Raw genomic sequence first — 14,829 nt, 5'->3', positions numbered from 1 at the left:
AGACGGAATATGGAAACCAAGCGGATCGCTGAGGTCGTGGAAAACATAAATTATTCTTATCTCTTACCCGCGATTCAGCGGGAGTTCGTCTGGGAAACGAGTGACATCGTGGATCTGTTTGATTCCCTGTTACGGGACTATCCGATCGGTGCGCTCCTTCAGTGGAACCTCTCGGCTGAGGAAGCACAGGCTCAGCCCAAATATCGCTTCGTCACCCACTACGTCGACGAACCAAATTTTCCCCAGTCACTCACAACACCGACCCATCGAAACCCCCCGCACAATTCTGAAGACCCACTCCCGTCACCGGTGAAACTAGTCCTCGACGGCCAGCAGCGACTGACCGCGCTCAATATCGGTCTGACCGGATCATTCTACGAGCGGAAACACAACCACCCTCGGAACAAGGCCAGTTCGTGGGTTCAGAAGCGACTCTATCTCAACCTCCTCTCGGACCCGCAGACAGCGGACTCGGAACTCGGCAATAAATACGACTTCTCCTTCCGCTCTGAGCAGTCCGCAACCGCGAATGCATACTGGTATCCAGTCAACCGAATCATGTCCATCTCTGACAACGACGATTTCTATGCAGAACGCCAGGAAATTGAGGGAGAGATCCAGGAGCTGGTCGAGAACCACCCCGAGATAGAGAATTCAGATAGTCTGATTCTCAACGCTCAGCGTAATTTCGAGGACCTCTATCGAGCGGTCCACAAGGACGAGAAGCTCCACTTCTTTACCGAAGACGAGAACGACATCACCCGTGTTCGCGACGTCTTCGTACGGATCAATCAGGGAGGGGTGACACCGAATCGTGCCGAAATCCTCCTGTCGTTGATGACTAGTAGCTGGCAACAGGAGCCGCCGGAAATCAACGCACGGGACGAGGTGCACTCGATGGTCGACGAACTGAACGGGATCATCGACGGTGGGAACGCTCCTTTTGCTACGAAGCACGTCCAGAAGGTACTGCTCGCAATCAACGGCAACGAGATCCAGTATCGGTTCGACAACTACACACTCGACTTGCTGCGGAATCTGAAGGAGATCTGGCTCACCGATACGTTCTCGAACACGATGGAACAACTCGCTGAGCTTCTGAATAGTTACTATCCGACGGTGACCTACATCCTCAGTCCCGCCCTCTACACACCTATCGCCTACTACCTCTACCAGAACGAGAATCCCTCGCTCGATTCGACCTCAATCAAAGGTCGCGGGCGACGTCGTGACATTCTCTACTATATCTGTGCAGCCCGACTCAACGGATTCACCAGCCAATCATCGAACCAGATCGCAGAACTCGTCCGGGATGTTATCCGAGAGGAAGAGAGCTCGGAGTTCCCACTTGAGCGGATCAGTGATGAAGTGGCATCCAGTTACGGAACCTCCCTCCGTTTCACCGAAGAAAAGTTGACCACGCTTTTCGAGGAGCTCCAGTACGGGAAGCGCGACATCGAGTTCCTTCTGCAGCTATCACACTACCCCGATGAGCCGGCACGGGGCAAAGACTACGATATCGACCACATCATCCCAAAATCGGTTCTCCCCGAAGAAGCAGATGCTGACCGGGTGGGGAACCTCCAGTTACTGATTGACAAGACGAACAAGATGAAATCGGACGATGACTTCGAGGACTGGATGAACTCCAGAACGGACGACTACAAGCAGACTCATCATATCCCGGAGGGCGCAAAGGAGATGACGTTCGAAGAGTTCGTGGACGCCCGCGAACGGCTCATTATGGAGCACATCCTCGAACACCAGCCGTTCTAGTAGAAGTCAGGCCTCCAGTTCGAAGGACCTCTCAAGAAGTGTGGTTAGGTCGTCCAGAGCCTGAGTCGCAGTATCGTCGATCTGAACACTAACTCGGTCAGTCTCCTTGGGATGTTTCTTTCCTAACGAGAGGACCACGTCGTCATCGGGAGAGAGGGAAGCCGAAAGCCAAGAGGTAACACGAGGAGAGCCAGCGAACCAAGCAGTCGTCAAATCATGCCAAGGGCGTTCCCGATCTTCCTCACTCGGGCGATCTGGTCCAAACGCTAGCCGTTCCAAGTTATCAGTGAATGATCGGAGTTCCTGGGTATCCGAATCTTCAAGTTGAACGGTGACACGGTGGGTATCGCCATCCCAGCCCCAGTCCTTCTTTCCGAGCTGAAGAGTAAGCTGACCCGTTGGTGAGCGAGAAACAGTCGCCCAAGCGCGTCCCTTCCGGCGGAGATCTTGTTGAGCGACAGTCACCCATTCATCCGACTTATCGAACGAAGCCCAATACTCTCCTGGTATAGGGATTTCCAACGCAACAGTGGGCGATTTCTCTTGCCAGAGCCACCTGATGACTTCCGGGTACCCCTCCATATCAGACCGCGACGGAAGCGCATAGGGCCAGACGGACAGTATTCCGGAGAGATCAACATCGTACTCTGAGAAATCGCCCTCATCGAGCCACGCAACGCTATAGTCACGCTGTAGATAATGGTCAGTAACTGCCTCGATATCTTTGCCCTGATTCCGATACTGAGCCTCTATCGCGATACCCCTTCCATAGGGCTCTCGGGGAGTGTCGAATGTGAGCAGGACATCCGCAATTCGGCCGTCGATACCGGATTCAAGCTCAACTGTCGCATCAGGGAAATCGTGTTCCAATCGAGCATACGCAATCGACTTCATTTTCATATGTTCGTCCGATTCACCAGGGCACTCGCCGACATCTACAAGATCAGCAAAGGTTGCCTGACCTGTAGTTTGGCCCATCTCAGAACGACCCTCCTGTTCGTGGTGCCGAAAATGACGAGAAATGAAAGCAGAACCTCGTTCGTGAGACCGTACAACGGCCATCGGTTGGTCGCACGCAGGACAAGTAACAGTCGTGCCGTCGGCTACTTGTGGTGGGATTACCCGTGTTCCGTTTTGAACTCCAAGATATGGCATTGAAGTCGATGGCCGGATTAGATTTGCTTGTCACTCTATCATAAGGACCATTACTCCGGCATCCTGTCGTTGGAGGGCCAAAGAGAAATCACCCACTTAGTGCCAAATCAGTAGTGGGAGCTGAGTTTCCGGAAGTTTCCGGAAGGCTCGACTTTCCACGAACACAAATCGAGATACAGCGTAGGTTTTTGGGTGCTCAAGATGGTACTATCATGGGAGTTTCCGGAAGCAACCCGGTCAGGCTTTTGTAACCTGACCCGAAATCAGTCTGTCAGAGACAGATGATTCGCGATGCTCGCGTCCTCCGGGCCGGGTTCGTTCCTCGGGAAGTTGAGCATCGCGACGCCGAAGTCAACCATCTCTCCAGCGTCCTCGAGCCCATCACGAACGGAGAGCCCGCCGACACGGCCATCGTCACCGGACCCAGCGGCGCCGGCAAGACCTGCATCTCGAAGTTCGTTACCGAACGACTCCGGGAAGAGGTCCTCGACGTCGAGGCGACCTACGTCAACTGCTGGCGGAACTACACCCGATTCCGCACGCTCTATCAGATCCTCGACGACCTCGGCGCGACCATCGACATCCACCGTCAGTCGACGCCCCACGACGAACTCGTCGATCGCCTCCAGCAGCACGACGGCTCTCGAACCGTCATCATCCTCGACGAGGTCGACCAACTGGAGGATCCCAGCGTCATCTACGACCTCCACAGCCTCCCGCAGTTTGCGATCATCTGCATCGCGAACAAGGAAGAGGAGCTGTTCAGCCGCGTCGACGGCCGCCTCGTGAGCCGCCTGCGCTCCAGCGAACACGTCCGGATGGACAAGTACCACGACGAGCAGCTGTACGATATCCTGAGTGCGCGGGCGAAGTGGGGGCTCGACGAGGACGTCATCACCGACGACCAGCTATATCGAATCGCCGACGCGGCCACCGGCGACGCCCGCCTCGCAATCGGCATCCTCCGAACGGCCGCCGGCAAGGCTGATCGCGAGAACCACGAGCGCATCACCGACGATATTCTCCTGGACGCCGCCGAGGATGCTCGGGCCCAGATCAAGCAGAAGAGCCTCGACTCACTCACGCCGCACCAGCGCGTCGTCTACGACATCGTTCGTGAGCACGGCCCGCTCGGCCCGGGCGAGATTCACGAGCGCTATACGGACGAAGTCGACGACCCACGGACGAAACGGACCATCCGGTCCTATCTCTCGAAGATGGCTCAGTACAACCTCCTCGAGGCCGAGGGCACGAGCCGGGATCGAGAATACGCGATCATTGAGTCACCACCTGCTGCAACAACCACTTAAAACATTCCAGAACATCGATACACTATGACCACACTCCCCACACTGTTCGAGACCTTCTTGTCAGACATCCGCCCGCAGGACGAGCACAATGATGCCTACAAGGAGGGCCACGAAACCCTCCGCGATCACTTGCAGAGTGACGAGGACATCGACGAGTTCTACGTTGCAGACTTTCTACAGGGGAGCTACCGTCGGTGGACGGCACTCAGACCGCAGGAAGACGAGAAATCCGACGTTGACGTCGTCTTTGTCTCTGATCTCAGCAGTGATCTCGATACCGATGTTGCGCTAAGAAAATGCGAGCCGTTCCTGGATGAACACTATGTGGGGCAGTGGGAACCGAACGCGCACTCCTACAAGATCGAGGAAGAGAAGGTGGAGATCGATCTCGTCTTGACAGCGGCACCGAGCGAGGCAACACGTGAAGCCGTCAAATCACTGGGTTCACTAGACGTTGGCACAGCCCTGAGTCCAGACGACCTTTCGACCGTGGCGGAGGCCCTCAATATGTCGGCAGATGGCGACGACGAGTGGAAGGACCAACCGCTCAAGATCCCACATCGAGATGAGAACAAGTGGGAGAATACCCATCCCCTCGCGACTATCGCCTTCACCATTAATAAAAACGATATCACGGATGGCCACTACGTGAACGTCGTCAAAGCCATCAAATGGTGGCGGCGAACGAAGACACCCGACGTCGAAGGACCGACAAGCTATCCCCTCGAGCACATCGTTGGTCAGTGCTGTCCTCATGATATCGACAGCGTCGCTGAAGGCGTGACAAGGACGCTGGAAGAACTCACACGGCAGTTCAAGACCGAAGCAATGGCCGAGGAAACCCCCGTCTTGCCTGCTCACGGGCTCCCGGAAACCCCCGAGAATGACGTCCTCAAACAAATCGACGGGGACGATTTCGCGGCGTTCTACGATAAGGCCGAAGATGCCGCAGCGCTCGCGCGGACAGCACTGGATGAGGAGGACAAAGAAACATCGAGGGATTACTGGTACCAGCTCTTCGGTGAGAAATTCCCTCCCTTCGGAAGCGACGACGATTCCGACGATGGAGGGGAGAAAGCCATGTCAGTAGGGTCGTCCTCACAGGTAGAGGATCCATCTGACCACCAGTTCGCCGAGTCGGACAGCTGACGTAACAAATGCCTCCCCACGAAATTACAGAAGCCGTTGCAGCCATTGCCGAACGGGACGGAGTCACCGTCCTCAAAGAGCCATATCGACACGATAGCAACGGACGGTGGATCGTCAAGATCAGGCTTTCTCCAGACGACTTAGAACCCCATCCGGACGTGCCACGCGAGACGGACTGGTATCTCCATCTACGGGATACGTACCCCGCAGGTTCAATTGGGATCTACCCTGCAGATCAAGAAGAGAACACCATTTCCGCCACATTCCCCCACCAGAAGCTGAACGTGGCTGGGAGCAACGATACTCCATGGCGAAGAGGCGATATCTGTGTTGCTCGGTATGGGCACACCCTCAGTCAAACGGGAGCCACCGGCGAACCCAGCACAAGCCGTGATCGGCTCTGTTGGCATATGGACCGAGCACTGCGGTGGTTAAGTAATGCTGCGAAAGGGGAACTCCGGGAACCAGACGAACCGTTTGAAATCCCGGCCTTCGATACGAACTCGGCTTCGGCCACGACCATCGCATTCAATGAGACGCAGGAGTCGTTCTCAGAATGGAGGGAGACGTATGGACAGTGGGGGACGGTCAATCTCCGCTCGTTGCCAACTGCTGAAGAGACATACGCGACTGGTACGTTCAAAGATAGCGACGATGAAGTCGTCTATCAGCCACAATGGGGTGGATACATCGATGCGAATCCTGAGGACTCTGTTTCCGGAGCGTGGGCACTGTTAGAAGAGGTGCCGATTGAACCCCCGTGGGAGGCCCCGGGAACGTGGCAAGATTTGGAAGGGTTTTTCGATGGCACCGAGACCGACCCGTACGAACTACGGGCAAATATCAAGCCCGTTTTGGACGATGAACCGGTCAAGATTCTTCTAATCGGGTTCCCCATCCCAGCTACGGTCGACGGCGACCCCGAGATCATTTATTGGCAACCAATCGAGATCCAGGAGTTCAAGGACCCGAATGACCTTTCCGGCGGATTTCGAGATACTGGAAAGGGGCCAGAGATAGCCGAACGACGGGAAGCTGGAGAGGAACAGATTCGGTGGCTGGACTCGGACAACTGGTCGCATGAGCAGCTCACCAGACGCGGGCATATGACAGAGTGGTTTCTGGATCGCAACATCGTACTCATTGGAGCGGGAGCGCTCGGCAGTATGGTTGCCGAGAACCTCGTTCGAGCCGGCTGTCAGCAGCTTACCATCGTCGACAACGACACGTATGAGATCGGCAACGTGGCTCGCCACACACTAACAATCGATGAGGTAGGACGAAACAAGGCGACAGCAATCGCGGACCGGCTCGAATCCATTGCACCGTACGCCCAAGTCTTTGATGTGGATAGCGCCTTTCCACCGAGCGGTGAGTTGCCGGAGTCAATTAGAGAAGCGGAGGTAGTAATTGACTGTACCGCGTCACGGGGAGTTCGTCGCGCTCTGGATGCGATTAGATGGAATCACCCGGTCGTGTTTTGCTCCGCTGCGATGGGTCGGCGAGCGAGCCGGTTGTTCTGCTTCACAGCTTACTCACATACCTTTCCGTACAGCGATTACAACGAAGCGTTCGATCCATGGCGGTTGCAAGAACAGATCGAATGGGACGAAGACGAGGATGCCATCCCCGAGCGAGTCGGCTGCTGGCACCCAGCATCAGTTATCCGAACGGACCGGGTGATGACGTGGGCAGGGACAGTGACACGACTTCTCGATCAGGCGACGGCATTGAGCCTGCGCGAGAATCACTTCACCGTACTCGAGACCGGTAGTGGCGACGAGCTGCCGACCATTTCACAGGCCACACCTCCCTTCCAGGACGGAACTATATGGCGAGCACCGGAATCACCAATCACCGTACAGATTCCGGCCACGTGTCTTGAAGCGATGTATGAGCGCTGTCGGGAAGAACACCCCTGTGAAACGGGCGGTATTCTCGCTGGAACCGACCGTCTCGATGGGCCAGCACTGGTGGTGAATGCCCGCGACCCACCGCGGGACTCCATTCAAGAACCAACTCGATTCCTCCGCGGAACCGACAAAGTCGAGGAGTGGCTCAAAGACGCCAGGGAGAGCATTGGCATCGACTATCTCGGTGAATGGCACTACCATCCCGGCGCTTCACCCGATCTCAGTCGGGTCGATCGGACTGCGATGAATGACATCGCCAACGACGACGGCTACGACTGTCCGCATCCGCTCCTCTTCATCGTTGGACAGGACGAAGAAGGTCAATTCACGATCAACGCCTATCTATTCCATGATAGTAAGGAATACGAGCAGTTAGAACGGATTGACAACCCAGATGCAGCTACAACTCTCAACGTCGGTGACGATATATGACTGATCCAACTGGCCGTGTATTTCTCAGCTATAAGCACGAACAGACGGACATCGCCAACTTCCTGCAAACGGAACTCGAGCGACACGGGGTGCCGATTTGGCGGGATATCTTCGATTTGAAGCCAGAGCCACTCAGAGATGAGATTATCGACCAGTTGGAGAACCCGGAAACGGCCAGTGGTATTGCGCTCGTCAGTGAGGGCGTAGCCGACTCCGACATCATTCTCAACGACGAGTTGCCGGGATTCAACAAGCGCTGGGACGAGGATGACGAGTTTTTCGTGGTCGTTGTGCCATGTCCCGATATCAGCGTTGGAGAAGCCAAATCGATACTCAACGAGGCACCGATCCTCCACGACTTTTCCGCCTGGAAAATGCTCCCCCTAGAGGAGACCACGTCTGACAAAGCTACAGAGATCGTCCAGGCCGTCTTATCAGAGCGCATCGAGCGGATAGATGGGTATTTGCCGGACGGTGAGCCCCTCGAATGTTCACTTGATACCTACGAATCGCCCGCTCACGACAACGATCCAGCGATTGCTATTGACTGGTCGAGATCGTTCGAACATGGTCCACCATCCCAAGAAGTATGGAACCAGCGTCTACTCCCGGCGTTAACTACGGTAACGGACAGTCTCATTCAAAACGCATCGGGCCGCACCCTCCGATTCCGTGGCCGAACGCATCTTCCCGCTGCGTTCGCGGCCGGTTACTGTCTTCCAACCACACGTCGTATCCAAGCAACGTGGATGCAACCCACCGGTCCTGCCGGGATGACAGAATGGAGACTCGATATCGACGAAGAGGAAAGCGGGTTAGAAGGAGATCTCCAGCGACAACCGAATCACGGAGCGGAGCTGGCGGTGCTCGTCAACATCGCTGCCGATGTGCAACCGGAGATCGACCAAATGCATAACGACCTTCCGGATTTCAACGGTATTCTCAGATTGACACCGGAAGATGGGCCTGGTGTGGAATTGTCCCCGGCACAGGCAGCCCATGCTGCAGGTGTTTTCCGTACCAAGGTACGAGACGCAATCAAAGAACTATCAAAAACATCGACTATTCATCTCTTCATAGCTGGCCCGATGGGGCTCGCCTTTCTCTTCGGGCGAAACTCAAACACTCTTAGACCGATCCAGACCTACCTCTACAGCAAAGACGAGGGTCGGTACTATCCTGCTGGTCGATTACAGAATCAGTCACTTTCAGACGGCTCAGACACCGCCTCAGAAGAGCAATAGCAAATCAGTGCCCATTGCCAGAAGGGCATCGACTCGATCATTTCGCACCAGCGCGTCGTCTACGAGGTGATTAGAGAACTGGTAGGTCTCGTTTTGTTGACCGAGAGAATGCACCCCCGTGATTTATTACTGCAGGAGCGATTATGTCCTACTATGAGCGCAAAGGGCCAGCTCCGTCGGTTCGAGAACAGGGCGCAGTTGCTGCGCCATATCTCTGAGGAGACCGGCACGGACATCGACACGCTTTGGGACGAGTACGAAGCCCAAGTCGAATAGAGCCCTTTGCAGTTTTTGACGCGTGGGCGACGATACTAATCTCGATTTATCGTTCGAAATAGACGCAGAGACAGTCTCTCTGAGCCCTATCGGGGAATATCAGGTTCTCGATCTGGAAGGGCCGGTCGTCATCGTTGGAGATGCGTCGTACCGCGTTGTTCCGGTCGGTGAAGACTCAGAGGCGTCAGAAGATGTTCGGGAACTTAGTGTCGACGAGATACGTGCTGCACTCAGCGAGCTCGCTGACAACGACGACTTTCAGTCAATCGTAGACAATTGCCCGACGAATACGCCGCTCGTCTACGACGACATCGATTATTTGACTCGCCATCTCCCCACAAGTTCGCTCCAGAAGTGCCAGAAGCTGAGTGAGAGCACCCCTTTCGAGAAGGAATTACTCCTCCAAGTTGCCTACGTAGAACGCCAAAACTCTCTCGTCGGGCACGCAGACAACGTCCTCGAGTATTATCTCGAACAGCGTGCTGAAATCGCTGAAAAACTCCGGTCCACCGACGAGATCGACAGCGACGTTGAGCGGTCATTCTTTTCGTATCTCCTCCTCGCCTCGGCACTCATCGAAGAGCTGACGACAGAAACGGTCCTCAACGAACTCTTTCGCGAGGAAGCTCGTCTCGACAGCATCACCGAGCACGTTCGGAGTATGGGGCACGCGAAGCGATTAGAGAAACTCTGTGATATCCAAATACTGACCGGAGGTGACCACGGATCGCTTGTCGAGGTCAAAGAACGCAGAAACAACCTCGTCCACGACGCGCAGAAACGTGCAGGCCTTGACGAACTCGAATCGCGTCGTGAAGTCGCACAGATCCTCGAACAGACTGATCGATGTGCGTCCGTCCTACTGACGATCTCGGGAAAGAACATCGAGTCAGTCATCGCGAAGCGAGGGTGTGAGCCCTATATCGAACACGCTCAATCTGAAGCAGTAGCCGACACAATCACAACCTGGGAACAGGAGAATCCAGAGCGCCTATCGAGACTTCACGACTGTGAAAGAGCAACCCTCGAAGAAATTCGCTGGGATACCGAAGAGAGTGACCCTAGGAACAACATCACGGAGGGATTCACATTTGATGGATTTGATGACGAAGAGCGGTATGAGATACTGATGGAGTTCGTCGGTGATGCCTCAAAGGCGTTCCTCGACCGGATTGATGCTGATGCAAACGAGAGCAATCTCGATCGCTTCGATTTCGCGTTGATGGTGCTGCTCTGTGCTGGTCACAGGTACGAGGAGATTGCCCGGTGGCTGGATACCGACGAAAAGTACGTCCAGCGGAAGGAGAACGTGATAGCCTGGAGAGCTTCGCAGTTCGAGAAGGATTTGGTAGATGAGATCCCCCGCCCAGAGGGCCCAACATGGCCATCGGACACGGAATCAGATGAACAGGATGGGTGCTAGCCCGATAACAGACGGGTCATCCTCGCATAGTACGTATGCTCTCTCAGCGGAAGGCACACTCGGATAAGACCGAGCGTAAGCATCTCGAAGACCGCCTCACGGCAGAAGGTACCATCCGGGATCGAGAGTACTCGCTCGTCGATTCGGTAGCTACGTCGCCGATGCAGCGACCGTGACGCCGCCACCAATCAGGCACTGAACTCGCCGAGGCCCGATTGCTCGTGCTCCAGTGGCTCAGCCGTACTATGCCTATTCCCGGACATCGAATGCTTTCACCGCGACACGGACCGGATACCCACTCTCCGACTCCAGTCGATATACGCCGTGATCTGCAATCTCCGGCACCTCAGAAACGTACCGGTCGTGCGCCATCGTCGCCTCCCGTATCCGGTCTTCAACCGTCCCGAAGTCCTGGCGCCGTGAGAAGATCAAGAGTGCAGCGTGTGAATCCCGGACAGTCAGGTTGTTTAGGAGCTGGTCAACCGCGTCCGTATACACAGATGGTCCATCCCAGAATTTGCACTCCGCGATGAACAGGTTCTCGTTATCATACCGGAGCAGGATATCCGTCTTCCCACCGCGGTTGAACGTTTCTCCGGTCGCGAACCCGGAGTAATGCGAATTAATCCCCATCAGGAAAATATCCCGTAGCGACTCCTCATCCAGACCCCGGACCGGCGTGGCGGATCGTTCCAGATCACGTCCTAAGTCGTCAAGCAGATCCAAGACCTCGATAAAGGTCCGGTCCTGGAGCACCTCGTCATCACTGTCCGCAGCCGGTGACGGTAGCTCAATCTCTCGCTTTTTCTCCGGCACTACATATCCAGGTTCCGCGGTGTCACCGGTGTCGACACCCAGTTCGGCCATCACCGCATGGTTTGTATCAACGATCTCCCGCCGTTCCTCAATCGAGCGGCGGGCGGTTCGCCGCAGCTGCTCCTCCATCTCCGCGATATCATCCTCAAGCTGTTCCACGAACCACGCCACCTTATCCACCCATTCGTCAACCTCTGACTGAATTTCGGCTTGGACCTGTTCCGCATCCTTATTCCCGATTGTGTAGTCAACGTGGTAGACGACCTCGTTCCGGTTCAATTCATTGTAGCGCGGTTTGTTCAGCTTTGAGGAGCTAGGATTGATCTGCAGGAGGTCGCTGTCGCCGTCGAACGGCAGCTTCACACGGATCCGCTGGTACGTTTTAGTAGGCCGACCGCGCTGATTGAGGCCGGGCAGGCCTTGGCCACGCGGGACCTCTTTCTCGACCTCGCCGACCTGTTCCAAATCGTAGTCGTTGAGCTGGATCGGGGACGGTATGTATCTTGACGTGAATATCAGGGTCAGGAGGTCGGTGCTGTCCTGCAGCTCGTCGTTGGACAGTCCCTTGATTTCGTCCTTCAGCGCTGTCTCTTGCTCCCGCCTGTACTCGTGGATTGATTGGTCGGAGAAGAGATGGTCAACTGATTGTCGCCGTCTCATTACCACGTAGTTGGGCCGTGATCTGTCATAAAATACCGGATCAACTAGTAGACCGGTTGTATCACAGGATCACGAACTACGGGCTTCCCGTTCGACCTCGCGCTCTACCGCATCCGACTCCTCATACAAGAACCGTGATGGCCGCCCCTGCGTGAACCCGCAGCCGGGACACTTCCAGATCGGCTTGTCATCCCGGAATCGCCGCGATTTCGTGTCTGTCATCAGATCGGTACCGCACTCCGGACAGACCGGTGAGTCAGCATACGCGTAGGCGTCACCAAGACTGCGCTGGCGGCCGTGCAGCACTCGCCATTTCACGCCGAACTTATCGACCTCCCACTCGGAGACATCGCGCCGAGGCTTCCCTCGAGCCGTGGCGACGAATGCGGCGGACCGGCCACTACTACCACTGTTACCGAACGTGTTCCGGGCCCAGGACAGGAGCCACCAGAGCAGAGCGAACGCAATTATGGCGATCAGCACGACCCGGAGATACGGGTTGTTCAGGAAAGTGAGAGGGTCGATATCAGTAATGGTCTTTGGGAGAAGTGGCTGGAGTAGGGAGGCGATGAGGATTGCGGCCGCCGCGGTTACGATTTCGTCGACCGAAATTTCCATTTGATAACTGATTACATACCAGTATGGTTAGATGTGTCGAATTACCGGAACATGTTGATCTCATCCATCAATATTCGAGATGCGCGCTGTGTATTCAGTACAGCCAAAGGTCGATCACTACTTGAGGGTTGAAAGACCGTTCTGGAAACATTCCCAGAAACAGACGAAACATAGTAGAAATCCGGTGACGGAGCCGGTTCTAAATTTGTCCCAAACCTTCCCGGAAACGCGGAAGCGACACGCCGCAGCTTATCGGGAATATGGCCATCTAGTCGAGTATGCCCAAGCACTCTACATCGATATCAAACCAATTAGCGGTGGATCAACCGACCCGGGACGCTAACCGCAATCGAACCCTTGCCGATCAAGCCGACCCAACCACGGAGAAGATGCTGTTGCCGTCACTTGAGGACGGCATCACGCTGCTCGACGTCGAGGGAGGCCGCGGCGTCCCAATCTTGCAATCGCTCGTGCTCGACCATCTCCTTTTGCACGACGGGCCCGCCTTCTGGGTCGACGCGAACGGCCACGCGACGACGACCACGCTCGCCCAAATCGCCCCCAGCCAGCGGTTGCTCAACCGGATCCACGTCGCGCGCGGGTTCACCGCCTACCAGCACTACGGCACCGTCTGCGATCTCCCGACGGCGGTGAACCAATCTATCCGGAGATCTACCGCAGACACCGGGACGAGCAGTCGACAGTCGACGGCTCGCAACGAGGACGCGTCCTCGCACACCCCGTCGCTCATCGTCGCCCCGGCAGTCGATGCGCAGTACCGCACTGACGACACGCTCGGAGACGCCCACGCCGGGACACTCCAAGCGCGAACGCTCGCTCGACTGGCGACCTACGCGGATGGGTACGAGGTGCCGGTGCTCGTTACTCGCAGCAAAGCGGACGAGTTCGCGGCGCCGGTCGCGACAGCCGCTGATCGCCGTCTCGAGTGCGAGCAGACCCGGATGGGGCCACGGTTCACGGGTGAGGAGTTCGAGACGCTCGTCTATCCCGTCGACGATGGGGCATACTACCAGACGACGTTTACCTACTGGCGTCAGGTACTCGGCGCACGTGCCGAACAGGTCGGGCTGGAACCGGCCTCGCCCTCCACCCCGACCACGACCTCCGACGGCGTCGGAACGGGGATGACGGCCAACGGAACGACCGCATCACTCACTGCGAACCCACTACTCGATGCCTGGACGAGTGCTGGAGGGCGATAGTAATGGGGCGCACCAATCCGACGTATCGGGATGCGCTGCGAACTATCGAGGAGCGATGGACGGATTTCCGTCGGGCGCTCCGTCGTCGCGACCAACCGCGCTTCGACCAGCTGTTCGAGTACGCTCGCGAGCACGCCGACGCGAGTGGCCTGTTGAACCACCAAAACCCGCTGTTGCCGGCGCTGATCAGCATCGATCTCGAACAGGAAGCCCGACTCGATGAACACGAAGACCGCCTCGCTGAACTCGAAAACGCACTCAACGAGGCGGACGATCGGCAACAACACTCCGAGGCAGGTACAACGGAGGACGGATTGTACTGATGGTTTTTAGTACGGGGTACTAGACCGTTCGTATGGCAACGGATCGTTTTCAGAGAATCAACGACTTGGAATCAGGTGATCGAATTCGAATCCACCTTACCGGAGACGGTCCGGTTGAGGCTGGCGGTGTGACGTTTCAGAATCCGTGGGAGACCTCCGTCGGAAGCGTACACGAAGAGAGAAAGGACCCCCGGAAGGGAGATGAGGTCCGACATATCGAATTTCATCGGACAGTGCGTCTCGATGCACCTGACGAGATCGTGCCGCCTGATCGCATCGTGTTGAAAACTGCACATCGGATGGAGCAGGAGAACACACTTCGGCTGACATTCAAACAGCTGATCGAAGATAGTCCCGGTCACTATACTCTCCATGCCCTGGGACTCGAGGATCTCGAGGTTCTCGAATGAATTTGTATCGAATACAGCGCCTCAGTACCGTAATTAGTAGACTTAACCAACATCCCGTAGCAAGCGTGGGTTTTGTTGGTTAAGATGGACGGAGAAGGGGA

13 protein-coding genes are annotated in these 14,829 nt (G+C 56.0%); 10 read left to right on the top strand and 3 right to left on the bottom strand.

Features of this window, described 5'->3' with window-relative positions; all coding sequences use genetic code 11:
• Positions 1–9 precede the first annotated feature (9 nt).
• A complete protein-coding gene (locus tag RJT50_RS17605; RefSeq protein ID WP_235158002.1) occupies positions 10–1,776 on the top strand; it encodes a DUF262 domain-containing protein in 1,767 nt (588 codons plus the stop codon).
• Between the two features lie 6 nt (positions 1,777–1,782).
• Here the strand turns inward: RJT50_RS17605 and RJT50_RS17600 are convergent, their stop codons facing one another.
• Positions 1,783–2,754, bottom strand: coding sequence for a competence protein CoiA family protein (locus RJT50_RS17600; protein ID WP_310931038.1), 972 nt, complete (start codon positions 2,752–2,754; stop codon positions 1,783–1,785).
• Positions 2,755–3,212: 458 nt separating this feature from the next.
• On the opposite strand from RJT50_RS17600, the gene RJT50_RS17595 reads away from it, so the two are divergent.
• The 6 genes from RJT50_RS17595 to RJT50_RS17570 all read left to right on the top strand — a co-directional run bounded on the left by RJT50_RS17595 (position 3,213) and on the right by RJT50_RS17570 (position 10,678).
• Positions 3,213–4,241, top strand: coding sequence for a Cdc6/Cdc18 family protein (locus RJT50_RS17595; protein WP_310931037.1), 1,029 nt, complete (start codon positions 3,213–3,215; stop codon positions 4,239–4,241).
• 24 nt (positions 4,242–4,265) lie between these two features.
• Positions 4,266–5,390 carry an SMODS domain-containing nucleotidyltransferase gene (locus tag RJT50_RS17590; RefSeq protein WP_310931036.1) on the top strand — a complete coding sequence of 375 codons (1,125 nt, stop codon included), beginning with the start codon at positions 4,266–4,268 and terminating at the stop codon, positions 5,388–5,390.
• Between the two features lie 8 nt (positions 5,391–5,398).
• Positions 5,399–7,735: a ThiF family adenylyltransferase gene (locus RJT50_RS17585; protein ID WP_313696093.1), complete on the top strand. Its 2,337-nt coding sequence runs from the start codon at positions 5,399–5,401 to the stop codon at positions 7,733–7,735.
• Positions 7,732–8,979, top strand: a complete 1,248-nt coding sequence (locus tag RJT50_RS17580; protein WP_310931034.1) for an SAVED domain-containing protein — start codon at positions 7,732–7,734, stop codon at positions 8,977–8,979. The genes RJT50_RS17585 and RJT50_RS17580 overlap by 4 nt, the downstream gene beginning before the upstream one ends.
• 153 nt (positions 8,980–9,132) lie before the next feature.
• Complete coding sequence (locus tag RJT50_RS17575; RefSeq protein WP_008528531.1) at positions 9,133–9,255, top strand: hypothetical protein; 123 nt, start codon at positions 9,133–9,135, stop codon at positions 9,253–9,255.
• 22 nt (positions 9,256–9,277) lie between these two features.
• Positions 9,278–10,678 carry a hypothetical protein gene (locus RJT50_RS17570; protein WP_310931033.1) on the top strand — a complete coding sequence of 467 codons (1,401 nt, stop codon included), beginning with the start codon at positions 9,278–9,280 and terminating at the stop codon, positions 10,676–10,678.
• A gap of 249 nt (positions 10,679–10,927) precedes the next feature.
• On the opposite strand, the gene RJT50_RS17565 is transcribed toward RJT50_RS17570, so the two are convergent.
• Both RJT50_RS17565 and RJT50_RS17560 read right to left on the bottom strand, forming a co-directional pair.
• Positions 10,928–12,154 (bottom strand): hypothetical protein, encoded by a 1,227-nt coding sequence (locus RJT50_RS17565; protein WP_144800141.1) that lies wholly within the window; start codon positions 12,152–12,154, stop codon positions 10,928–10,930.
• A gap of 69 nt (positions 12,155–12,223) precedes the next feature.
• The gene (locus RJT50_RS17560; protein ID WP_144800142.1) at positions 12,224–12,772 is read right to left on the bottom strand and encodes a hypothetical protein; all 549 of its coding nucleotides are present in this window, start codon (positions 12,770–12,772) and stop codon (positions 12,224–12,226) included.
• Between the two features lie 278 nt (positions 12,773–13,050).
• Between RJT50_RS17560 and RJT50_RS17555 the strand changes: the two genes are divergently transcribed.
• From RJT50_RS17555 to RJT50_RS17545, 3 genes are read left to right on the top strand one after another with little or no spacing between them, the layout of a single operon-like run.
• On the top strand, positions 13,051–13,995 hold the full coding sequence (locus tag RJT50_RS17555) for a hypothetical protein (protein ID WP_313696092.1): 945 nt from the start codon (positions 13,051–13,053) through the stop codon (positions 13,993–13,995).
• Between the two features lie 2 nt (positions 13,996–13,997).
• On the top strand, positions 13,998–14,318 hold the full coding sequence (locus tag RJT50_RS17550; RefSeq protein WP_144800144.1) for a DUF8156 family protein: 321 nt from the start codon (positions 13,998–14,000) through the stop codon (positions 14,316–14,318).
• A gap of 32 nt (positions 14,319–14,350) precedes the next feature.
• A complete protein-coding gene (locus RJT50_RS17545; RefSeq protein ID WP_310931032.1) occupies positions 14,351–14,728 on the top strand; it encodes a hypothetical protein in 378 nt (125 codons plus the stop codon).
• Positions 14,729–14,829: the final 101 nt, after the last annotated feature.

The organism is Halobaculum sp. XH14 (assembly GCF_032116555.1).
GTDB classification, from domain to species: domain Archaea; phylum Halobacteriota; class Halobacteria; order Halobacteriales; family Haloferacaceae; genus Halorarum; species Halorarum halobium.
Note: the sequence above shows the minus strand (reverse complement) of the source record. Positions and strands in the feature narration are given on the sequence as shown.